Here is a 21,256-nt window from a genome sequence, read left to right on the forward strand (position 1 = left end):
ATTTTCCACACATTTTTACGCACTTAGTCAAAAACAAAACCATTTGCATACAATATGAATACTGTATATATTATAAATTTTTATTTTAGGAGGAAAAAATGAAAGCTGTTATTCTTGCTGGTGGATACGGGACAAGGATTGGGGAAGAAACACATTTAAAACCGAAACCTATGATTGAAATTGGAACAAAACCTATTCTATGGCACATTATGAGTTTGTATAGCCATTACGGCATTACAGAGTTTATTATTTGCTTAGGGTATAAAGGATATGCAATTAAAGAGTTCTTTCTAAATTACAACTTACACATGTCAGATTTCACGATACATTTAAGCGATAATACAATTACTAGCCATTCTCAACGTGTAGAACCGTGGAAAGTTACACTAATCGATACTGGTGTAAATACCGAAACGGGAGGACGAGTGAAAAGAATTCAAAATTTTGTTGGAGACGAACCTTTCTGCCTCACTTATGGTGATGGATTAAGTAACGTAAATATAAAAGAACTTATTGCATTTCATAAAAAACATGGAAAAATGGCAACTGTTACCGCCGTACAACCTCCTGGTAGATTCGGTTCTCTCATATTAGATAAACAGTCTGTAACATCTTTTCAAGAGAAGCCACTCGGGGATGGCGGATGGGTTAACGGTGGATTTTTCGTTTTAAACCCTGAAGTTTTCAATTACATTAGTGGAGATAAGTCTGTTTTTGAAACAGACACTTTAGTTCAGTTAGTAAACAAAAACGAACTATCAGCATATCAACATACTGGTTTTTGGCATCCGATGGATACATTGCGCGATAAAAATAAATTAGTCGAGCTATGGGAAAGTAATAACGCTCCGTGGAAGGTTTGGTAATATGGCTTCTTCATCTTTTTGGAATAAGAAAAAAGTATTTATCACGGGACATACTGGATTTAAAGGCTCTTGGCTCACCCTTTTCTTAACTTCTTTAGGTGCAGAAGTAGTTGGCTTTTCTTCTCATCCCCCATCGATTCCTAATCTTTTTGAACAATGTAACGTAGCAAAAGAGTGCATAACAATTAAAGGCGACATTACAGATTACGATTCTTTATTACACGCCCTAAAACATCATAACCCTGACATACTATTTCATTTAGCTGCCCAGCCAATCGTCACCACTTCATACAAAGATCCTATCGAAACATTTAAAACGAATGTTTTAGGCACTGTTCACGTATTGGAAGTTGCAAAACATACAGAAAGTATACGTGGCATCATTAATGTTACAAGTGATAAATGTTATGAAAATGACGGGATCGGTAACCGGGCATTCGTGGAAATTGACCGGCTAGGAGGTTTCGACCCTTATAGTGCTAGTAAAGCTTGCGCTGAAATAGTGGCAACATCCTATCAAAAATCATTCTTCCACACTAATACTCAGAAACTCGCCTCAGTAAGAGCAGGTAACGTCATCGGTGGTGGGGATTGGGCAGAAGACCGATTATTCCCAGATGTCATTCGTGCATATTTACAAGATAGTACATTAACGATTAGAAACAAAAAGGCTATTCGCCCGTGGCAACACGTATTAGATCCTTTACACGGCTATATCCTTTTAGCTGAAAAACTTTGGACAGACGCTGCATATGCAGAAGCATGGAATTTCGGCCCGTTGAACGAACCTAACAGAACCGTTCATGATGTCATTCAATCTGTAATAAAATTATGGAATAAACAACTAACAATCACTTCCCCCTCTACAAACACTCCTTATGAATCGCCTGTTTTAACACTCGATAGTACAAAAGCAGTAACTAAACTCGGCTGGACTCCTAAGTTATCAACAGATAAGGCTATCACTTGGACTGTTGATTGGTACAAAAAATATGCATCTGGTGAAAATATCGAATCTTTCACGCGACAACAAATCGATGCATTCAAAAATTTATAAGGGGGCTATAAAATGGAACAGAAAAAATGCCGTTTTTGCCACTCATTACTCAGCAACACTTTTTTAGATTTAGGTGTTTCTCCTCTCGCTAACTCATTTGTTTCTCCAGAAAACTCATATAAAATGGAACCATTTTATCCATTGCACACATTTGTTTGTCACTCTTGTTTACTCGTACAATTAGATGAATTTGAATCTCCGCACAATATTTTTCATGACTATTTATACTTTAGCTCTTACTCATCAAGCTGGCTACTGCATGCTAAACAATATGTAGAAATGGCGATTAAGCGCTTCCACTTAAAGAAACATTCAAAGGTGGTTGAAATCGCGAGTAACGATGGGTACTTATTACAATACTTTCAAAAAGAACATATCGAAACGTTAGGAATTGAACCAGCAAAAAATGTAGCAGAAATCGCTATCCAAAAAGGAATTCCTACTGAAGTGAATTTTTTCAGCAACGACTTAGCAAAAAAATTACCGCAAGCAGATTTAATCATTGCTAATAACGTATTAGCACACGTTCCGAACTTACATGATTTTGTGGCAGGTTTAAAAACGTTATTAAAACAAGACGGAACAATAACAATTGAATTCCCGCACTTATTAAATCTCATATCCTTTAAACAGTTTGATACGATATACCATGAGCACTTCTCCTATTTCTCACTTATAAGCCTGCAAAAAGTTTTATCTCACCATTATTTACAAATTGTCGATGTAGAAGAACTTGCAACGCACGGTGGTTCCTTACGTATTTTTGTAAAACATCATAGTGACGAATCAACTATCCATTCTAGTGTTACAAAATTAATCCAAAAAGAAGTGGATCACGGGCTAAATACATTAGACTGTTATCTCCTTTTTTCTAAACGCATCGAACAATTGAAAATAAATATTTTACAGTTTTTTATCGAAGCGAAAGCTTTAAACAAACAAATTATCGGTTACGGTGCGCCAGCTAAAGGAAACACCCTTTTAAATTATTGCGGGATAGGAAAAGAATTTCTAGCTTATACAGTAGATAAAAACCCTCATAAACAAAATCTCCTTCTACCAGGAACCCGCATTCCAATAAAATCTCCAGAAGAAATAAAACGTACAAAACCTGATTACATTCTTATACTTCCTTGGAATTTAAAAGACGAGATTATGAAAGAATGCTCTTTCATTCGTGAGTGGGGCGGCAAATTTTTAGTAACAATACCAGAAGTTGAGGTAATTGAGCCATGAAAAAAATCCTTGTAACAGGCGGTAGCGGATGGATTGGTAAATATGTTGTACATTCTCTTATTCAAAAGGGCTATGAAGTGCACGCCACTTACAATACAAATAAGCCTTCCCATCTTTCTTGCCATTGGCATAAAGTCAACTTACTTTGCGATGAAGAAGTAAAAAAACTCATTTACGACATGAAGCCTAGTCATCTCATTCATTTAGCTTGGGAAGCAGTGCCTCCAGCATGCTACGTATCCATTAATAATTACTATTGGCTTACATCCAGTATCTCATTGATCCAACACTTCACAACATGCGGCGGAAAGCGAGTCGTCGTTGCCGGTACTGGCGCAGAGTATGAATGGTTTAACGGTGTATTGTTTGAAGATTCACCGCTTCTTTCTTATAAAATCCCGTATTCATTATGTAAAAATGCACTACACTCCTGGCTCCAAACGTACGCCAAGCAAACCGGTCTCAGCATGTGTTGGGGCCGCATTTTTCATATGTATGGCCCTCACGAACAAGGGAATCGACTCGTTTCTAACATCATCACTTCTTTATTAAAAAATGAGGAAGCACTATGTACACATGGAAAACAATCAAGAGATTTCCTCCATGTGAGCGACGTCGCTGATGCTCTCATAACAGTATTAGAACATGACGTTACAGACACAATCAATATCGCTTCTGGTCAATCTGTACAAATTAAAGAGTTAGCTTCTATCATCGCTAAAAAGATAGGAAAAGAACATCTAATTAAACTAGGTGCAATACCTTTCTCTAAAGATGAACCTTTATTTGTCGGCGTTAATGTAGAACGTTTAAAAACTGAAGTAAACTGGAAACCGACATACGATCTAAATACAGGAATCGAAGAAACAATTTCATGGTGGGAATCATTTATACAAAAACATAACGGTACGCATCACTAAAACGTAAATCCTTCGTTCCTCTCGCTAATTCCTTATACCATTCTTCTAATCTTTCCGGCGTAATAATATGATGCGTCCCCATTCCCCCATGCTTACTAGCTTCAGAAAGAGTCGGACCAATTTGTAACTTTCTCTTTCTCATCGCATCGTTCCACGGACTAAATCCAAACCATAATATACAAGCAAGAGGCGGATAAATCATAGATTCATGCGCGGATAAATGTCTTCCAACTGTATAACTTCCGTGTTCATGATTATGAATAAATCTACCTCTTCTCCACAACGGCCAATCTTCTGGTAAATAACCATGAAATCGCTGTTTCATTAAAGGGAGTCCAAAGTTAAGGTCCGGATAACTGTAGTTAGGATCATCAACCATAATAAGCCCTTCTAGCCAATACATCCTCCCTCCCAATTCATTTAGTGATTTCCAAAACTGATTTTTATCTTGCACACAAAGAAACTCAGTCGTATTTAAAATCATTTTCCATCCTTGTATTTCTTGTTCTACCCTCATCACTTCATGATCCGTCGCATATGCATCAAACTCTGGATTTACAGAATCTCGCACTTCCCAATGCGGTGCGAATTTCTTACAAATCTCCACCGAACGATCTGTTGAGCCTTTATTAATTAAAATACCATGATCAAACAGTTTCGTATGATGAGCAAGCCACCACGGTAATAAATACTCTTCATTATAAAAATGAGAAATAACGGTTGTAGTTATAATAATCTCCTCTTTCTCTATTAATCTATTTTTCATCCTACAACCAATATACTCATAAACTAAAAATATGTTTCCTATATTAATAACCAAATCGTATTACTAATATTTTTGTAAGTTTTCCTTTGGTACCCAGCCATCCTCACCACCTGTTTTTTCACACCAAATCCATCCATTTAATTCTTCTAATGCAATCACTCTTTCTCCAATACTCACATTTAATTCTTTCGCAGTATATTGTTTTATAATAATTCCTGTTCCATTCATATCTTTTCTTATAATTTGCTCCGGAACCCATCCTTTCCGGTCATATTTCTCTTCGTGACAAAACATCCAGTTTTCCCAATTTTCAGGACCAGCGTAACTCTCTATCATTTTCACTACATCCCCCTCTTCTAAACGAATTGGATTAGGATAATTGCTAACATGTGATTTTATCACGATATATTTCATAACAGCCTCCAATAATCAGAAAATTAAGTTATAATATCATTATAACTTAAGAAGGGGGAATACACATGTACTACAACACTTCATTCGAAAACGATCAACCAGTAGGCCGTCTATAAACTAAGACGGGCATTCATATAGCACGTGCACTATGCCTCGTCTTAGGGAACTCATCATACCCTAAAAATAGACGGAGGTACTTTACATGAGACAAACAATTTTAGGAGCTATATGTTTATCGCTAGCAGCTAGTATATGGGGCGGTATGTATGTTGTTAGCAAATATGTACTCGACTTTATCCCACCACTAACACTCGTTTGGCTACGCTTTATCATTGCTTTTGTTGTTTTGTATATGATTTTAAAAATTACTGAGAAAAAACAAAAGAAAACAGTAACCATTCGTAAAAAAGATTGGCTATTATTCGCTTGGATTGGATTTATCGGATATTTCATTTCGATCACTTGTCAATTTATCGGAACAAAATTATCCGACGCTCATACAGGATCTTTAGTAACATCAGCTACACCTGCATTTATCGTTATATTTGCAGCAATCATTTTAAAAGAAAAACTAACCGCTCGTAGATTACTATCTACCATCATAGCGACAATCGGTGTCATTATCGTAATCGGATGGGATATTGAAATTGGCTCCTATTTTATCGGTACAATCATATTAGTCGGGGCAGCTATTACGTGGGCTTTACTATCTATTTATGTAAAAATTGCTTCAGCTCGATTTTCATCTTTAGTGATTACAACGTACGCTATATTCTTTTCACTCTTTTTTATTACACCTTTTATGGTATGGGAATTTCAATCAAACCCAATTGAACATATGACCCTATATGTAATATTAGGCGTACTTTATTTAGGAATCGTCTCAACGGCAGGTGCCTTTTTCCTTTGGAATAAAGGATTAGAATTAATAGATGCAAGCATCGGCTCGTTATTTTTCTTCTGCCAACCTATTATTGGGTCATTGCTTGGTTGGCTCTTATTAAATGAGACATTAAATAGTAACTTTTTTATTGGTGGTATTCTTATTATATGTAGTGTTTTTATTACTACTTTTGAAAAGAAATGAAAAATAGGCAGAGATTAATTTATAGAGATAATAATGTCATAAAAAAACGCTAATCATGTTCTGGAATAACGAAGGCAATAGAAAAACACGCATTAATTTTTTACAATATTGCAGAAAACAGAGGAGTTATGGAATCAGTAATTATAGGGAGGCTAAGCGATGAGAGTAGGAATCATAGGAGGTGGCTTTGGTTTAGCAGTTCAAGCACCTATAATAAATACTCATCCTAAGATGAATGTTTCTGCTATTAGCACAATGATACGTCATCAAGTGCCAAAAAATTTATCAACTGCAGACGATTCTCCAGTTCATTATACAGACTGGACCAAAATGTTAGATTTAGAAGAGTTGGACCTTGTATTTGTTAGTTCTCTTCCGATTTATCATTTTGAAATGGTTAAATACGCATTAAGCAGAGATATAAATGTAGTGTGTGAGAAACCTTTTACAATGAATAGTGGGGAATCAGAAGAGTTGCTCATGTTATCTAAGGATACTAACGCAAAGGTATTTATTGATTTTGAATGGCGATATCATCCTGCTCGCCAAAAGGTCAAAGAACTTATAAGCGAAGTTGGTGACATCCTTCATTTTGAATATCATATTTCTGCCTCTCAATACCAAAAACTTCAAACTAACAAAAGAGGGTGGATGGGAGAAAAGCAGAAGTTTGGTGGAATGTTAGGCGCTCTAGGAACACATATGATCGATTGTCTTAGATGGCTTATTCAGTACGAAATTATAACTATCAATGGTTTCATACACACCCACGTCCCAGAAGGTCCAGGAGAACTTAGAGACTCTGATGATGCCTTTTTTATTCATGGTAAAATAGAAGGAAATTGTACCTTTTCAATTCAACTTATCTCAGGAATTCATCACGGATTTGGTTCAAACTTAAAAGTATTTGGAAGTCTTGGAACCATTAACTTAATTGATGATAAAACACTGTTTTTTGGCAAAGCAAGTGAAAGCCTAGAAGAAATAAAAATTGAAACATATACCCAAACCATCCCACCTTTATCGCCAGAGGCAAAAGCTTATTATCCAGCATTTTATCCTTTTTTAGATAAAGTTTACGAGAATATTATTTTTAATAAATCAGACAAGGATTTACCAACCATTGTAGATGGGCATGAAAATCAAATAATTATAGATAACGTACTGTCAAATTAAATTTATTATTCAATAAAATGAAAGTATCTTAGATCACAATTCAATAACTTTATTTTACCCCCGTTCTAAATATAGGACGGGGTATTCTTGTTTTAGGGTTTAAAATTTCCGGAGTCTTTTTACCATTAAGTATCTTTGCCAATTCGTATAATTGGGTCCTGATCGTGAAAACCAATACAAATCGGTATATTTCTTTGCACTTCACTATAAGCACTCATAAAACTACATACCGTTCTAGCAATTAAATACAAATTTATACCAATTGCTTTTTCATTTATATCAAAGCCATTCTTAGCATACACATCTGCTAATTCTATAGACTTCGGTCCTTCAACCTCATATGTCCATTCAGAAGCCCAATCATCATCCTCTTCTTCCAGCGAAAAATACTCTTCACAAATATAAAACTGACTATCCCATTCATTATCAAGATCATATTCAAAATAAATTGCTTTTGCCTCTTCACTAGTAGCAATTTGTATAACTTCATACAATGTTAGTCGAATACTTTCCTCATATGCTCCTAAATGAATTGCTTTAATTCTCTCTGCATAACCCTTAGACGCCAACATGCAACAAATATCATAATACTTCGCTTCTATTTGCTCTACTGCTAACGAAAAGACATCCTCTTGCATCTCTTCTAAATACTGAAATATGTCCACACTAAATACTCCTCACTCTTTACGCACTCCAATGCGATGGACGAGACAATAATTTCGGTAATTTCGTATGTTTGTCCCCTCTTGCCGCATTAACTTGAACTTGCGTCAGAAAAATACTATTTGTAAAATCAGCCCCACGAATATCTGCATCTCGTAAATCTGCTCCAATGAGATCCGCCCCTCGTAAGTTTGCACCATTTAAGTTTGCCGCAATTAAATATGCTCCTCTTAAATTCGCCCCTTGTAAATTTTTCTTTTTCAGGTTTGCTCCCATAAGATCTGCGCCGCGGTGTATGATTCGTTTCTTACGCGCAGTATTCATTTCTTTCCATACTAGTTCGCTCGTTTCTAAAAGAAGAATGTTCACCTCTGCCCTATGCATTGGAACATTTATTTTCATTAACTCATCTGGATTTAAATTCGAAAGTCGCTCTGTCTCCTCAATTGCGGTCTTCAACTCTTTATGAATTGGCTGTGTTGCCTTTAAAAGAATCGCCTCATTCAAATACCAAAGCATTTCATGGAGCTGATGCATAACTGGAAAAGCATCATACATTTTTCTCGCATGCTTAGCATCTTTCCGCCAATCAATCCCGTTAAATGTAACTTGAGAAATCTTCTGTCCAGCGCCGAAACACTCAAATACTGTACAACCTTTATAACCTTTTTCACGAAGATTTTTATGTATGCTGCATTTAAAATCTGATTGTAAATTGGAACATGGTTTACCACCATCTTTATTCACTGCAAAATCTACTGACGCTGCGAACGGTAACGCCACACAACATAAACCGAAGCATTTTTCACAGTTTGCTTTTAAATGATCGTTATGATTAGTCAAAATGTATACCCCCTGTTGTCTTTTGACTATTTCATAATATTCTAACTGCATGAAATAATCAATTTAAAAATAAACGAGCGTCTTTCATTTCAAATCATAACTTTATCATTCTATTTCCTTTCAATTGAAAAGGACTAACTCTGCCTATTGAATTATAATTAAATTATAAATATTCAAACTAAAAGGAGAGTTACTATGGCACTACAAATGAAAACAAACTGTCAAATTTGCGATCAATCGCTGGAGCAAGATTCTGAAGCATACATTTGCGTATATGAATGTACATTTTGTGCACCATGTACAGAAGAAAGACATAACGTTTGCCCAAACTGCGGCGGCGAGTTAGTACGTAGACCGAAAAAGAAACAGTAAAAAGCAAAGCGATATCGCTTTGCTTTTTTTAGGCATATGAAATTATATCAACGATTTTTCAAATATATCGAACACAAATTCAATTATATCAACGATTTTTTCAATATATCGACGTTTCGACAAAGGATATCGACTTACCGACAAATAACGACACCTCTGCATGCATTCAGCTTCAACACAACTTAAACATTTAAAAACTTAACACAAACAGGCTCCGGCACAACAACGTCAGATTGTAAAAGAGTTAGCTCACCTGTAGATTCATTTCTTGAAAATAGCACAAGATTATGCGACTTTTCATTTGAAGCAATAAGGAACTTTTCAGTAGGATCTAATACAAAGTCTCTTGGCCAATTTCCTTCTGTAGATGTGTGTTCCACAAATGTAAGCTCACCTGAGTTTTGATCCACACTGAAAACAGCGATACTATTATGACCACGATTGCCTGCATATACAAACTGGCCGTCAGAAGAAATATGAATCGCACTTCCTTGATTATTTTCATCAAACGCGGCAGGAATAGTAGAAATATACTGTACTTCTGTAAAAGCTCCTTCTGCCGGATTATATGTTAACACAATAACCTCTGAACTAAGCTCCGTCATCACATACGCATACTTTCCATTCGGATGAAAAGTAATATGTCTCGGACCACTTCCTGTATTTACAGCCAAGCTATTCACTTCTTTTAATACACTATCTTTTATTTCATACGTAATTATTTTATCTATCCCTAAATCAACACCTACCACATATTTTTCATCAGGCGTATATCCTGCGTAATGCGCATGTGGTTTCTCTTGGTTTTCTTTATTCAGACCTGAACCTTTATGCGTTATAATAGAGGTCGCAGGATTTACAGATCCATCTTCTTCATTTACTGCGAAAGACTCAATCGTTCCTTTATGATAATTTGCTGTAACTACCGTGTGAGTCCCACTATCAACACTCACATGACAAGGAGAAGCCCCTTCTACCACTTGTCTATTTTTCTCCTTTAGCTCTCCAGTTTTACTATCAATCGAATGAGCAGCTACACCACCAGATTCTCCTTCCTTAACAACGGAATAGAGATATTCATTCTTTCGGTTAATCGTTACATATGTAGGATTATCCAGCTTGGCCGCAAGTGTTACATTACTAATTTTCTTTGCTTCCGTGTCTAAAATAAACTTATATATTCCTTCACTTTTTTCTTTCGTGTAAGTTCCAACATATCCAATAAACTCTTTATTATCCTTCATTTTCATAACCCTCTCTCCCTATATTCTTCATTCATCTTACTTCCTATAATGTTTTATGTTGAAAGAGTATCCTAAAAAATTAGAGTACCTCTTTATACGTTACCATATTTTCTTGTTAAATAGCTTTTAAACCCACTTTTTTTGGTACGCTGCTATACTTTCATATTCTTCTTCCAATTGACGAGACAGACGAATATAGATTGGTGTTAAATCTTTATACTTTTCTACACTTTCCATGTTTGGTTCATGGTGGAAATTCGCCCCTACCATTTCAGAAACTACATGCAACGTATCTACTTCACCTAAACTATATAAACCGAGGATTGCTGCTCCTAAGCAAGAGCTTTCAAAACTTTCCGGAACATATACGTCTTGATGGAAAATATCTGCCATCATCTGTCTCCAAAGTTCCGATCTTGCAAAACCACCTGTCGCTTGAATTTTTTTCGGTTCACCAATGAGTTCTTTTAAAGCGAGAAGAACGGTGTATAAATTATAAATTACTCCTTCTAAAACAGCACGGATAAGATGTTCTTTCTTATGATGCAATCCAAGTCCAAAGAAAGATCCTCGCGCATTTGCATTCCATAAAGGAGCTCTTTCTCCTGCTAAATACGGGTGAAATAATAAACCGTCGGACCCCGGACTCACTTTTGCTGCTATTTCAGTAAGCACTTCATATGGATCTTTTCCTAAACGCTTCGCAAGCTCAATCTCTGAAGTGCCTAATTGATCACGAGCCCATCTGAAAATCATACCACCGTTATTAACTGGTCCACCAATTACCCAATGTTCTTCAGTTAAGGCGTAACAAAAAATTCTACCTTTTGGATCTGTTACAGGACGATTTGTTACAGCACGTATCGCACCGCTTGTACCAATTGTCACAGCAACAACGCCAGGATCTATTGCATTTACACCTAAATTGGATAGGACTCCATCACTCGCTCCTACTACAAAAGGCGTAGAAACAAGTACATTCATCTCTTTGGCAAGCTCTTCATCTAATCCTGTTAAACTGTGCGTTGTTGGAACGAGTTTAGAAAGCTTGTCATCTGTAATTCCCGCAATATGTAAAGCCTCTTCATCCCATTTTAAAGATTCCAAATTAAACATCCCTGTTGCTGATGCTATAGAATAATCAATTACATACTCCTTATATAACTTATAAAAAACATACTCTTTAATAGAAATAAATTTATAACTTTTTGCGAACAATTCTGCCTGTTCATTCTGTAACCAAACTAATTTCGAAAGTGGTGACATCGGATGAATTGGTGTCCCAGTCCGCAAATAAATTTCATGACCATTCATATCATTCTTTATTTTCTCTGCCCAGCTTGCACTTCTATTATCTGCCCAAGTAATACATCTCGTTAACGGCTTTCCCTTCTCATCTACAGCAATGATACTATGCATTGCCGAACTAAAAGAAACACAAAGAATATCATGCGGCTGTACACTACTTGACTGTACAGTTTCTTTAATCGTATGTATTACTGCACGAAAAATTTCTTCTGGGTCTTGTTCTGCTGTTTCCGGCGTAGGAGAATATAAAGGATATTCAATTCCATGACTTGCAATAACAGATCCATCCGTAGAAAATAGAACTGATTTTGTACTAGTTGTCCCAATGTCTACACCAATCATATATTTTGAACTCACCATTTCTTCCTCCTAACAAAAAATTACTACAGTATCCCACTATAAAAACATCCTTATTTTAAACAAACATATCGAGTAGTAAAACTCCTCCAAAAGCGATAAATGAAAGTAATGTTTCTAATACCGTCCATGTTTTAAATGTTTCTTTCACTGTTAAACCTAGGTATTCTTTTACCATCCAGAACCCAGCATCGTTTACGTGAGAAAACATTAATGCTCCTGCACCCGTTGCAATGACGAGTAATTCTAAATTCACACCTGTCGTATTTTCAACGATTGGCGAAACGATACCCGCTGCTGTTGTTAAGGCGACTGTCGCTGACCCTGTCGCAATTCGAATTAATCCAGCTACCATAAATGCTAATATAATTGGAGATAGTGCTAAATGCTCAGACATTTGAGCAATAGCATTCCCTACACCACTATCGATAAGAATTTGCTTAAATCCCCCGCCGGCACCAATAATCGCAACGATTGAACCGATTGGTAATAAGCTATCTTCTGTTACCTTCTTAATAGCCTTTTTATCGATACCTTGACGAAATCCAAGAAAATAAAACGCTGCAAAACATGCAATCAAAAGCGCAATGATAGGACTACCGATTAATGTGATAATCTTCATCAAAGTAGTAGAAAGTGGAACATAAGGAGCCGATGCAGCTAAAACCATTAACATAACTGGTAACAATATGACTAAAAATGAAACTCCTATTCCTGGTAATTTCGTTGATTTTGTATTTACACGAATCAATTCTGGCTCATTTTCAGGAATTACACGTTTGTGAATCCATTTAGCGAATATAGGACCTGCAATAATCGCTGCAAAAAATGTAATAATGAGTGAATACAATAGTACCTTCCCAAGGTTCGCTTTATAAATACCAATTGCAACGATTGCCCCTGGATGCGGAGGAACTAGGCCATGTACGACAGATAGCCCAGCAATTGCTGGTAACGCTATCAATAAAATATTTTGTTTCGTAGTTTTATGAATTGAAATTACTAACGGCAACAATATTAAAATACCTACTTCAAAAAACACCGGAATTCCAATAATAAAACCTGCAATTAACATAGCCCACGGTAAGTTTTTTATCCCAAAGGATTTAATAAAGAACTCTGCCACTTGCATTCCAGCACCTGACTCTGCCATCATTTTCCCTAAAATTGTACCTAAAACTAAAATACCTACTAAATGCCCGAGAACACTCCCAACTCCCGTTTCATAAGCACTCACTATTTTATCCATTGGCATTCCAGACATAATTGCTAAAAACAAACTTGCAACCGTTAAACTAATAAACGCATGCCATCTCCACCACGAAACCCCTAAAATAACAATTACAATTGATAATAATGTAATCATTAAAAGGTACATATTCATACTTAATCCCCCTTTATGTAAACCCTTTCAAAAATGCTATATAATGAAAAGAACCTATATAGTTCTTACTTGAGTAAAAGATAGCTTTACATATTGATATGCACTTAAAAGCATCCTCACATCATAATGATTTATACAAAAAGAATCTCCCTTATCAGAGATATACTTTAACTCATCTCTCTGATAAGGGGATTTCTCTTTCATAATTATAATGTCATTGTGATAAACGCTTCGCGTAAGCAAATTTTCCTTTTTTAAAAGTGAATGACGCTTTCTTCTCTTGCTGTTTTCACATAGTAAGACTACAAACTCGGGATCCAGTTTAAACGATGAAGTTACTTAGGATTTGTCCTCTCATGAAAAGCAATTTTCAGCAAGCCCCTTCACTTTTATACATTATAATTTAGGAGCTTTCGCCCAATCCGCAGCAAACTTCTCAATACCTTGATCTGTTAATGGGTGCATAGCAAGTTGTTCAATTACTTTATAAGGGATTGTTGCAATGTGAGCACCTGCCATCGCTACACGAGTTACATGATCTGGATGTCTAACAGAAGCCGCAATAATTTGTGTATCTAATTGGTGAACATCGAATAATTCAGCAATTTTAGCAACTAATAATACGCCATCTTCAGAAATATCATCTAAACGTCCTAAAAATGGAGAAACATACGTTGCACCTGCTCGAGCAGCTAAAAGTGCTTGGTTCACAGTGAAAATAAGTGTAACGTTCGTTTTCACACCTTTTTCAGTAAGATAGCGACAAGCTTCTAATCCTGCTAACGTCATTGGAAGTTTTATTGTAACTTTCTCATCGCCGCCATTAATCTTAATCAACTCTTCTGCTTGAGCAATCATTTCTTCAGCCGTCACAGCATCTGGCGTTACTTCTGCCGAAACAGATTCAACTTTAGGAACTGCCTGACAAATTTCTGCGATACGGTCTTCAAATTTAATCCCCTCTTTTGCTACTAAAGAAGGATTCGTTGTAACACCAGCTAAAACTCCAAGTTTATATGCTTTTTTTATGTCCTCAAGATTTGCAGTATCAATAAAAAATTTCATGATTCATTCCCTCCATTTTTTAAACGTTAATGAGTTAAATTTTTAAGATGTTTATTTCTTTTCTACTGCATGTCCGCCAAATTCATTGCGCAGAGCTGCTACTACTTTTCCTGTAAATGTATCATTGTCTAATGAGCGGTAGCGCATTAATAACGACATTGCGATAACAGGAGTTGCTGTTTGAAGGTCTAATGCTGTTTCTACTGTCCATTTTCCTTCACCAGAAGAATGCATAACACCCTTAATTTCATCCAGTTTTGCATCTTTAGAAAATGCATTTTCAGTTAATTCCATTAACCATGAACGGATTACTGAACCGTTGTTCCATACTCTTGATACTTTTTCATAATCGTAGTCAAATTCACTTTTCTCTAGAATCTCAAATCCTTCACCAATAGCAGCCATCATACCGTATTCAATTCCGTTGTGAACCATTTTTAAGAAGTGACCACTACCAGCTTTTCCAGCATATAAGAATCCATTTTCTACAGCAGTATCTCGGAAGATAGGTTCAACGATATCCCAAGCTTCTTGATCTCCTCCGATCATGTAACAAGCACCATTACGAGCGCCTTCCATTCCGCCAGAAGTTCCTGCATCCATAAAGTGAATACCATCTTTCTTTAATTGCTCATATCGGCGGATAGACTCTTTATAATGTGAATTACCTGCTTCAATTAAAATATCTCCTTTTGATAAAAGGGGTGTAATCTCATCAATAACAGAATCAACAACAGCGTGTGGTACCATAACCCAAAGAATTCTTGGTGATTGTAATGACTGAACAAGTTCACTTAAACTAGATGTACCTGTAGCCCCGTACTCTTTCATTTCTTCCACTGCACTTGCATTTAAATCAAATGCTGCTACTTCATGTTTATGATCCATTAAATTTTTCCCTAAATTTAATCCCATTTTACCTAACCCAATTAATCCTACTTGCATAATATAATTCCTCCTCAAATTATCTTTTATTAAAAATTCATATCACTACAATCTGGAATACCTTTCAGCACTGAAATGTTAGTATGTACAGAAAGGTATTCACAGTCATAGCTTAAGAATTCAACACATTTTTTGTAATTTGAACAACATTTTCTGTCGTAAATCCAAATAGATTCATGACTTCAGCTCCAGTGCCTGAAGCTCCAAATGTTTCAATTGATAGTACTTTTCCTTCTTGTCCTACATAACGCTCCCACCCGAGAGATACACCCATCTCAAGAGATACTCGTTTCGTTACAGAAGACGGAAGAACGGATTCTTTATATTCGTTCGATTGACGATCGAATAACTCCCAGCTTGGCATTGCAACGATACGAACAGAAACTTGATCTTCTTCTAATTTCGCTTTCGCACTAGCAGCTAAAGAAACTTCAGAACCTGTCGCAATTAAAATCACATCTGGATTTTCATTCGTTTGTGTTAATACGTAAGCTCCTTTAGAAAGATTCTCTATGTTCGCTTTCGTTTCATTAAATACCGGTAAATTTTGACGGCTCAGTACTAAAACGACCGGACCTTCCGTTTGCTGTAAAGCATATGCCCACGCACTTGCTGTTTCATTTGCATCTGACGGACGGATAACTGTTAAACCAGGAATTGCCCGAAGAGCTGCTAAATGTTCAATAGGTTCATGCGTTGGACCATCTTCTCCTACAGCAATCGAATCATGTGTAAATACGTACGTAACAGGTAACTTTTGCAATGCAGCCAGTCGAATAGATGGACGAAGATAGTCATTAAATACAAAGAATGTACTCACGAACGGTTTTACTCCTCCATGAAGAGCCAGTCCATTCGCTGCCGCGCCCATTGCATGTTCACGTACACCGAAGTATATATTTCGGCCAGCATACGATTCTACTGCATACACTGCTTCACCTTTTATATCTGTCATCGTAGAATGAGAAAGATCCGCACTTCCACCGAAAATAGAAGGAATCGATTTCACATAATGATTAATAGCTCCCCCACTTGCAACACGAGTTGAAATCGTTTTTTCAGTATCGAAGGATAAAATGTCTTTCGCTTCGATTAAAACTTCACCTGTAATCGCTTTTTCTAATTCATCTGCTAGTGCAGGGTTTGACTCTCTGTATAAGTTGAACTGCTCATTCCAGCCATTTTCTTTTTCAATACCTTTTTGTTTCAGTTCATTAAAATGAGCTGTTACTTCTTCAGGTACAAAGAAGTCTTCTTCATAATGCCAACCATACACTTGTTTTGTCGCTGTCGCTTCTTCTACTCCAAGCGGATTACCATGTGCTTTGTTCGTTCCAGCAACTTTTGGACTTCCGTAACCTATAATGGTTCTAATTTCTATAAGAGTAGGTTGGTCCGTATTATCTTTCGCTAATTGAATCGCTTTTGTAATCGCATCAACATCGTTTCCATCTTCAACTCTTACATATTGCCAATGTGCAGATTCTACTCTTTTCTGCATATCTTCAGAGAAAGCAATGTTTAATTCACCATCAAGTGAAATTTCATTTGAATCATACAGCACAATTAACTTGCCAAGTTTCATATGTCCTGCCATTGACATCGCTTCATAAGCGACACCTTCCATTAAATCACCGTCTCCAACTAAAGCGTACGTATTGTGATCAATAATAGAGTGACCACCCTTATTGAACTTCGCCGCTAAATGCGCTTCTGCCATTGCCATTCCGACAGCATTGGCAATCCCTTGTCCTAACGGTCCTGTCGTCGCTTCAACTCCAGAAGTGTGACCAAACTCAGGATGACCTGGTGTTTTACTATTTAACTTTCTGAAGTTTTTCAAGTCATCAATTGAAACGTCATATCCAGCTAAATGAAGTAGGCTATATAATAAGCTAGATCCATGTCCCGCCGATAAAACGAAGCGATCACGGTTAAACCATTTTGGATGATTAGGATTATGATTTAAATGATTCGCCCATAATGCATAAGCCATTGGCGCTGCTCCCATCGGAAGACCTGGATGACCTGAATTTGCCGCATTAATAGCATCAATTGATAACGTACGAATTGTATTCACTGCTAATTGATTTATGTTTTGTGTCATAGTAATCGTCCCCCTACATGCTTTCATGAAAGAAAGTACTTATTTTTTCGTTTCTTGATCTAACCACCATTTAAATCCACTTTCTTGCAATAATTCATTAGATGCCTCTGGACCATATGAACCAGACTCATATTCATGAAGTGGTAATAAGTTTTCCTCGAATGCTTCAAGAATTGGTTGTACCCATTCCCATGACAATTCAACTTCTCTCCAATGTGCAAAGAATGTAGCGTCTCCACTCACAGCATCGTGAATGAGTCTTTCATACGCTTCAGGTACTCCCACATCCGCTTGCTCACAAGTAAAGTTAATACGGATCGGTTCAATTTCTCCATTTTTCAATGGATTTTTACTATTTAACTGTAATGAAACGTTCTCACCTGGGCTAATTTCAATTATTAACAAGTTAGGTGCTGCATTTGGATTACTATCTTGATATTGCTGTTTTAACGTATTTTTAAATTCGATTACAATACGAGTAGACTTTTCTTTCATTCGTTTGCCTGTTCGTATATAAAAGGGAACGCCAGTCCAAAATGGATTATCGATCCACAAGCGAGCAGCGACAAATGTGTCTATATTAGAAGAAGGATTTACTCCTGGCTCCTCTTTATATGCTACAACTTGCCCGCCATTTATCTCACCTGCACCATATTGTCCGCGAATGATATGGTTTTGAACGTCTTCTTTTTTCACTTTACGAAGCGCCTCCATTACCTTTCGCTTTTCCTCTCGAATTTCACATGCATTAACCTTTTCCGGCAAATTCATAGCAGTCATCATTAATATTTGTAACATATGATTTTGAACCATATCTCGAATGGCTCCTGCCTGATCATAATATCCTGCCCTTTCTTCAACCCCAACTGTTTCACTCGCTGTGATTTGTACATTCGCTATATGTTCTTTATTCCAAATCGATTGTAAAACAGGATTTGCAAACTCTAGTGCTTCAAGGTTTTGAATCATCGGCTTACCTAAATAATGATCAATACGGTATATCTCGTCTTCTTCAAACGTGCGACTAAGCTTATCATTCAGCTCACGAGCAGATGTAAGGTCGTGTCCGAACGGTTTCTCAATCATTAGGCGTTTCCATCCATCCGTTTTATCAAGTCCGCTTTCCTTAATATTTAAAGCGATTGTCTCAAAAAATTCAGGAGCAACGGAAAGATAGAACATTCTATTCCCTTTTATATGTAGTTCTTCTTCCCTTTCACGAACGACTTGTAATAATCTCTCATAGTCTTCCGGCTTACTCACATCTAATGGACAATAGCGAAAATTATCTAAAAAACCTTCGAGTTCTGGAGTACCTTCTTCTCTATGACGAGAAAACGTCTCTATTGATTCTTTTATTCTTTTTTGAAAATCTACATGAGATACTTCACGTCTCCCAAGCCCGATAACGGATATTTGCTTTGGAAGCTTTTGATCTCTATATAAGTTATATAGTGCGGGGTAAATTTTGCGTTTCGCTAGGTCCCCTGTCGCTCCAAATAAAACAAAGGTCATTGATTCCAATTTCAGTCCCCCTCTTGTTGTATAATTCTGGTCAATATATTAAAAATGAATTGTACAGAAGCTCATGTTTTTATAAAAAACAAAGAGTTATCAAATTCCAATTCTTTTTATACCTTTCGCTTTCTAATTGTCCCCAATATTAATAGTGGCAATTCAAAGCGTTTCTACCACGACTTACTTATTTATAACACTTTACAAAAAAATATATATTAAATTACTTTTAGTAATTAAATAATCTTATGTCTAGTATATTAACCACATAAATTATTATCGTCAATAAAAATGTCTTACATTACATACTATTTATTTCGTAATACTTTTCTAAGTTTATCCTTAGTTACCACTCATTTTCAAAGATAATGATCGATATAAAAAATATCAGTTTCATCAAAATCTTCAATTAATTTTTCGTTAAACTCGTGAGCAGACGTTACATGATGACCAAAAGGCTTCTCTATAATAAGACGGTTCAATCCTTTTGTAGCCCACAATCCACGGGATTTACACCAGCTGCATATACTTCAATCAGTACATCGTTGTCTCCCAATAGCGGTGTCTGCATTTCAATCTCTTGTAGTACGCTTTTATCTCCATATTGCATAAGTCCTATCGCTTTCATTCTTTTCACTCCTTTACAATGCTGGGAAATGAGGTAGTACTTCTTCTCCTAGCTCATCCAATACTTCGTCAGCTGGACGTTGACCATCAAATAGAGCAAGGAATAAATGATTTACACCAATACTTTTATATATATCAAGTAATTCAATTAGTGCCTTACGCCCTGTACGGTAACCTAAACGTATCGGTGTAGGACGTTCATTTGGATCTTCAGATAAGTCTAAATGCATCGGTTGGATAAATGGTTTAAATACATCTGGATAATAATCCTCTACTAGTTCTCTCCATTGTCCAATTGCTGCTGCCTGATGCACTGGACTACGTGGGTAGTACATCCATCCATCACCATGTTCAGCGAACCAATCCATATTTTGCTGACTAAAACCTGTAATAAAGGTTGGAACACGTTTAGACGGTTTTGGAACTAAATTTGCTCCATGCACTTCTCCTAGTGTCGACTGGATAGACGGGAAGTTTTTATACAAAATCTCTTCCAAGTAAGCAAACGCTTCTCTAAACTTTTCACCTCGCGTTTCATGACTAACACCTAACGCCTTGAAATCGGCACGTCTGTCACCGGATGAAACGCCAAGCATAATTCTTTCTGGAAATAGTTGATCTAATGTAGCAATTTCTTTTGCTACACGCAATGGATGACGAAGTGACAATACGGTTGCCGACGTTCCAAATGCGATTTTCTCTGTTTTACTTGCTAAATACGTTAAATAAATCATCATATCGTAAATTTGACCTGTTGCAGGATCACCAAAGTCAGGGTCTTGCAGTAAAACATCGCGAAGCCATACACCTGTAAAACCATATTGTTCTGCTTTTTGTACTAACTCTACTTGTTTTTCCATCGTTGGAGCATGGAACTGATAATTTTCAATCGGAATGTGAACTCCTAATGTAAGCTGATCTTTCGCAAACATACGATTATATCCAAAATGATTCGCAAACTTTTCCATGTGTTTCACTCACTTTCCTTTATTCATATAAATCTATACTTTTCATATTTCTTCTCAAAATTCATAAGCAATACTGCAACACCACATTGTTGCCGATTGTCATCGTTATAACTTTCTTTGTGCTACGAGTGTTATTATAAATCGGCCATAACATGAATAACAGTACGTACTTTAAAGTGATGTAGGCACTTAAAAGTACCTATACTAAGTAAGTAGTAATAAACATAATGAATAAATCGTGCTGCAAAAATAACATCTATCCTTTCTTCAAAAAACTTTACAGTTGCTTTTGCAAGTACGTTACATGATCCCATGTACTTTCCTCTTCTTTATATA

Annotated in this window: 20 protein-coding genes and 2 pseudogenes; 7 read left to right on the plus strand and 15 right to left on the minus strand. The window is 36.4% G+C overall.

What is annotated here, in order from left to right; genetic code table 11:
• The first annotated feature begins 98 nt into the window (after nt 1-98).
• The 4 genes from rfbF to NLJ82_RS15895 are packed head-to-tail and all read left to right on the plus strand — an operon-like array spanning nt 99 to nt 4,079.
• On the plus strand, nt 99-866 hold the full coding sequence (rfbF, locus tag NLJ82_RS15880; protein WP_000648798.1) for a glucose-1-phosphate cytidylyltransferase: 768 nt from the start codon (nt 99-101) through the stop codon (nt 864-866).
• 1 nt (nt 867) lies between these two features.
• Nucleotides 868-1,923, plus strand: a complete 1,056-nt coding sequence (rfbG, locus tag NLJ82_RS15885) for a CDP-glucose 4,6-dehydratase (RefSeq protein ID WP_000168678.1) — start codon at nt 868-870, stop codon at nt 1,921-1,923.
• Nucleotides 1,924-1,935: 12 nt separating this feature from the next.
• Complete coding sequence (locus NLJ82_RS15890; protein ID WP_000435749.1) at nt 1,936-3,159, plus strand: class I SAM-dependent methyltransferase; 1,224 nt, start codon at nt 1,936-1,938, stop codon at nt 3,157-3,159.
• On the plus strand, nt 3,156-4,079 hold the full coding sequence (locus NLJ82_RS15895; RefSeq protein WP_000723102.1) for an NAD-dependent epimerase/dehydratase family protein: 924 nt from the start codon (nt 3,156-3,158) through the stop codon (nt 4,077-4,079). The genes NLJ82_RS15890 and NLJ82_RS15895 overlap by 4 nt, the downstream gene beginning before the upstream one ends.
• Here NLJ82_RS15895 and NLJ82_RS15900 read toward each other — a convergent pair.
• Nucleotides 4,048-4,845, minus strand: coding sequence for a glycosyltransferase family 2 protein (locus NLJ82_RS15900; RefSeq protein ID WP_000797328.1), 798 nt, complete (start codon nt 4,843-4,845; stop codon nt 4,048-4,050). The genes NLJ82_RS15895 and NLJ82_RS15900 overlap by 32 nt on opposite strands.
• 63 nt (nt 4,846-4,908) lie before the next feature.
• Nucleotides 4,909-5,259 (minus strand): SH3 domain-containing protein, encoded by a 351-nt coding sequence (locus NLJ82_RS15905; RefSeq protein WP_000875285.1) that lies wholly within the window; start codon nt 5,257-5,259, stop codon nt 4,909-4,911.
• A 202-nt stretch (nt 5,260-5,461) separates the two neighbouring features.
• On the opposite strand from NLJ82_RS15905, the gene NLJ82_RS15910 reads away from it, so the two are divergent.
• Nucleotides 5,462-6,346, plus strand: coding sequence for a DMT family transporter (locus tag NLJ82_RS15910; RefSeq protein ID WP_001250045.1), 885 nt, complete (start codon nt 5,462-5,464; stop codon nt 6,344-6,346).
• 159 nt (nt 6,347-6,505) lie between these two features.
• Nucleotides 6,506-7,522 (plus strand): Gfo/Idh/MocA family protein, encoded by a 1,017-nt coding sequence (locus tag NLJ82_RS15915; RefSeq protein ID WP_001263665.1) that lies wholly within the window; start codon nt 6,506-6,508, stop codon nt 7,520-7,522.
• 125 nt (nt 7,523-7,647) lie between these two features.
• On the opposite strand, the gene NLJ82_RS15920 is transcribed toward NLJ82_RS15915, so the two are convergent.
• Nucleotides 7,648-8,187 carry a hypothetical protein gene (locus NLJ82_RS15920; protein WP_000350932.1) on the minus strand — a complete coding sequence of 180 codons (540 nt, stop codon included), beginning with the start codon at nt 8,185-8,187 and terminating at the stop codon, nt 7,648-7,650.
• A 19-nt stretch (nt 8,188-8,206) separates the two neighbouring features.
• A complete protein-coding gene (locus tag NLJ82_RS15925; protein ID WP_000181421.1) occupies nt 8,207-9,028 on the minus strand; it encodes a pentapeptide repeat-containing protein in 822 nt (273 codons plus the stop codon).
• Nucleotides 9,029-9,223: 195 nt separating this feature from the next.
• Between NLJ82_RS15925 and NLJ82_RS15930 the strand changes: the two genes are divergently transcribed.
• Nucleotides 9,224-9,400 (plus strand): DUF1272 domain-containing protein, encoded by a 177-nt coding sequence (locus NLJ82_RS15930; protein WP_001207874.1) that lies wholly within the window; start codon nt 9,224-9,226, stop codon nt 9,398-9,400.
• Nucleotides 9,401-9,582: 182 nt separating this feature from the next.
• Here the strand turns inward: NLJ82_RS15930 and NLJ82_RS15935 are convergent, their stop codons facing one another.
• The 11 genes and pseudogenes from NLJ82_RS15935 to NLJ82_RS15985 form a co-directional block, all read right to left on the minus strand.
• Complete coding sequence (locus NLJ82_RS15935; RefSeq protein WP_431831806.1) at nt 9,583-10,644, minus strand: lactonase family protein; 1,062 nt, start codon at nt 10,642-10,644, stop codon at nt 9,583-9,585.
• 126 nt (nt 10,645-10,770) lie between these two features.
• Nucleotides 10,771-12,312: a gluconokinase gene (gene gntK / locus NLJ82_RS15940; RefSeq protein WP_000254934.1), complete on the minus strand. Its 1,542-nt coding sequence runs from the start codon at nt 12,310-12,312 to the stop codon at nt 10,771-10,773.
• A 55-nt stretch (nt 12,313-12,367) separates the two neighbouring features.
• On the minus strand, nt 12,368-13,693 hold the full coding sequence (gene gntP, locus NLJ82_RS15945; RefSeq protein ID WP_001057633.1) for a gluconate permease GntP: 1,326 nt from the start codon (nt 13,691-13,693) through the stop codon (nt 12,368-12,370).
• A gap of 396 nt (nt 13,694-14,089) precedes the next feature.
• Nucleotides 14,090-14,758, minus strand: coding sequence for a fructose-6-phosphate aldolase (gene fsa, locus NLJ82_RS15950; RefSeq protein WP_000667676.1), 669 nt, complete (start codon nt 14,756-14,758; stop codon nt 14,090-14,092).
• A gap of 51 nt (nt 14,759-14,809) precedes the next feature.
• A complete protein-coding gene (gene gnd, locus NLJ82_RS15955; protein WP_001195910.1) occupies nt 14,810-15,703 on the minus strand; it encodes a phosphogluconate dehydrogenase (NAD(+)-dependent, decarboxylating) in 894 nt (297 codons plus the stop codon).
• Nucleotides 15,704-15,815: 112 nt separating this feature from the next.
• Complete coding sequence (gene tkt / locus NLJ82_RS15960; RefSeq protein ID WP_000193037.1) at nt 15,816-17,810, minus strand: transketolase; 1,995 nt, start codon at nt 17,808-17,810, stop codon at nt 15,816-15,818.
• Between the two features lie 39 nt (nt 17,811-17,849).
• The gene (gene zwf / locus NLJ82_RS15965; RefSeq protein WP_000445343.1) at nt 17,850-19,334 is read right to left on the minus strand and encodes a glucose-6-phosphate dehydrogenase; all 1,485 of its coding nucleotides are present in this window, start codon (nt 19,332-19,334) and stop codon (nt 17,850-17,852) included.
• A gap of 350 nt (nt 19,335-19,684) precedes the next feature.
• Nucleotides 19,685-19,837: pseudogene (locus NLJ82_RS15970) on the minus strand (glucose-6-phosphate dehydrogenase); the annotation flags it as partial.
• Nucleotides 19,825-19,953 (minus strand): annotated as a pseudogene (locus tag NLJ82_RS15975) (alcohol dehydrogenase catalytic domain-containing protein); the annotation flags it as partial. The pseudogenes NLJ82_RS15970 and NLJ82_RS15975, both read right to left, overlap by 13 nt.
• Nucleotides 19,954-19,966: 13 nt before the next feature.
• A complete protein-coding gene (locus NLJ82_RS15980) occupies nt 19,967-20,920 on the minus strand; it encodes an LLM class oxidoreductase (protein WP_000410330.1) in 954 nt (317 codons plus the stop codon).
• Between the two features lie 134 nt (nt 20,921-21,054).
• Nucleotides 21,055-21,234: a hypothetical protein gene (locus NLJ82_RS15985; protein ID WP_000534221.1), complete on the minus strand. Its 180-nt coding sequence runs from the start codon at nt 21,232-21,234 to the stop codon at nt 21,055-21,057.
• Nucleotides 21,235-21,256: the final 22 nt, after the last annotated feature.

Source organism: Bacillus paranthracis (assembly GCF_024296885.1).
Classification (GTDB): domain Bacteria; phylum Bacillota; class Bacilli; order Bacillales; family Bacillaceae_G; genus Bacillus_A; species Bacillus_A paranthracis.

Bases quoted from the DNA above. Each gene is read 5' to 3' on its own strand.
- NLJ82_RS15930 (WP_001207874.1), top strand. From the start codon at position 9,224: ATGGCACTACAAATGAAAACAAACTGTCAAATTTGCGATCAATCGCTG.
- NLJ82_RS15915 (WP_001263665.1), top strand. From the start codon at position 6,506: ATGAGAGTAGGAATCATAGGAGGTGGCTTTGGTTTAGCAGTTCAAGCA.
- gntP (WP_001057633.1), bottom strand. From the start codon at position 13,693: ATGAATATGTACCTTTTAATGATTACATTATTATCAATTGTAATTGTT.
- NLJ82_RS15895 (WP_000723102.1), top strand. From the start codon at position 3,156: ATGAAAAAAATCCTTGTAACAGGCGGTAGCGGATGGATTGGTAAATAT.
- rfbG (WP_000168678.1), top strand. From the start codon at position 868: ATGGCTTCTTCATCTTTTTGGAATAAGAAAAAAGTATTTATCACGGGA.
- NLJ82_RS15985 (WP_000534221.1), bottom strand. From the start codon at position 21,234: ATGGGATCATGTAACGTACTTGCAAAAGCAACTGTAAAGTTTTTTGAA.
- NLJ82_RS15980 (WP_000410330.1), bottom strand. From the start codon at position 20,920: ATGGAAAAGTTTGCGAATCATTTTGGATATAATCGTATGTTTGCGAAA.
- gntK (WP_000254934.1), bottom strand. From the start codon at position 12,312: ATGGTGAGTTCAAAATATATGATTGGTGTAGACATTGGGACAACTAGT.
- NLJ82_RS15905 (WP_000875285.1), bottom strand. From the start codon at position 5,259: ATGAAATATATCGTGATAAAATCACATGTTAGCAATTATCCTAATCCA.
- rfbF (WP_000648798.1), top strand. From the start codon at position 99: ATGAAAGCTGTTATTCTTGCTGGTGGATACGGGACAAGGATTGGGGAA.
- NLJ82_RS15935 (WP_431831806.1), bottom strand. From the start codon at position 10,644: ATGAAGGATAATAAAGAGTTTATTGGATATGTTGGAACTTACACGAAA.
- NLJ82_RS15900 (WP_000797328.1), bottom strand. From the start codon at position 4,845: ATGAAAAATAGATTAATAGAGAAAGAGGAGATTATTATAACTACAACC.
- NLJ82_RS15890 (WP_000435749.1), top strand. From the start codon at position 1,936: ATGGAACAGAAAAAATGCCGTTTTTGCCACTCATTACTCAGCAACACT.
- gnd (WP_001195910.1), bottom strand. From the start codon at position 15,703: ATGCAAGTAGGATTAATTGGGTTAGGTAAAATGGGATTAAATTTAGGG.
- fsa (WP_000667676.1), bottom strand. From the start codon at position 14,758: ATGAAATTTTTTATTGATACTGCAAATCTTGAGGACATAAAAAAAGCA.
- tkt (WP_000193037.1), bottom strand. From the start codon at position 17,810: ATGACACAAAACATAAATCAATTAGCAGTGAATACAATTCGTACGTTA.
- NLJ82_RS15910 (WP_001250045.1), top strand. From the start codon at position 5,462: ATGAGACAAACAATTTTAGGAGCTATATGTTTATCGCTAGCAGCTAGT.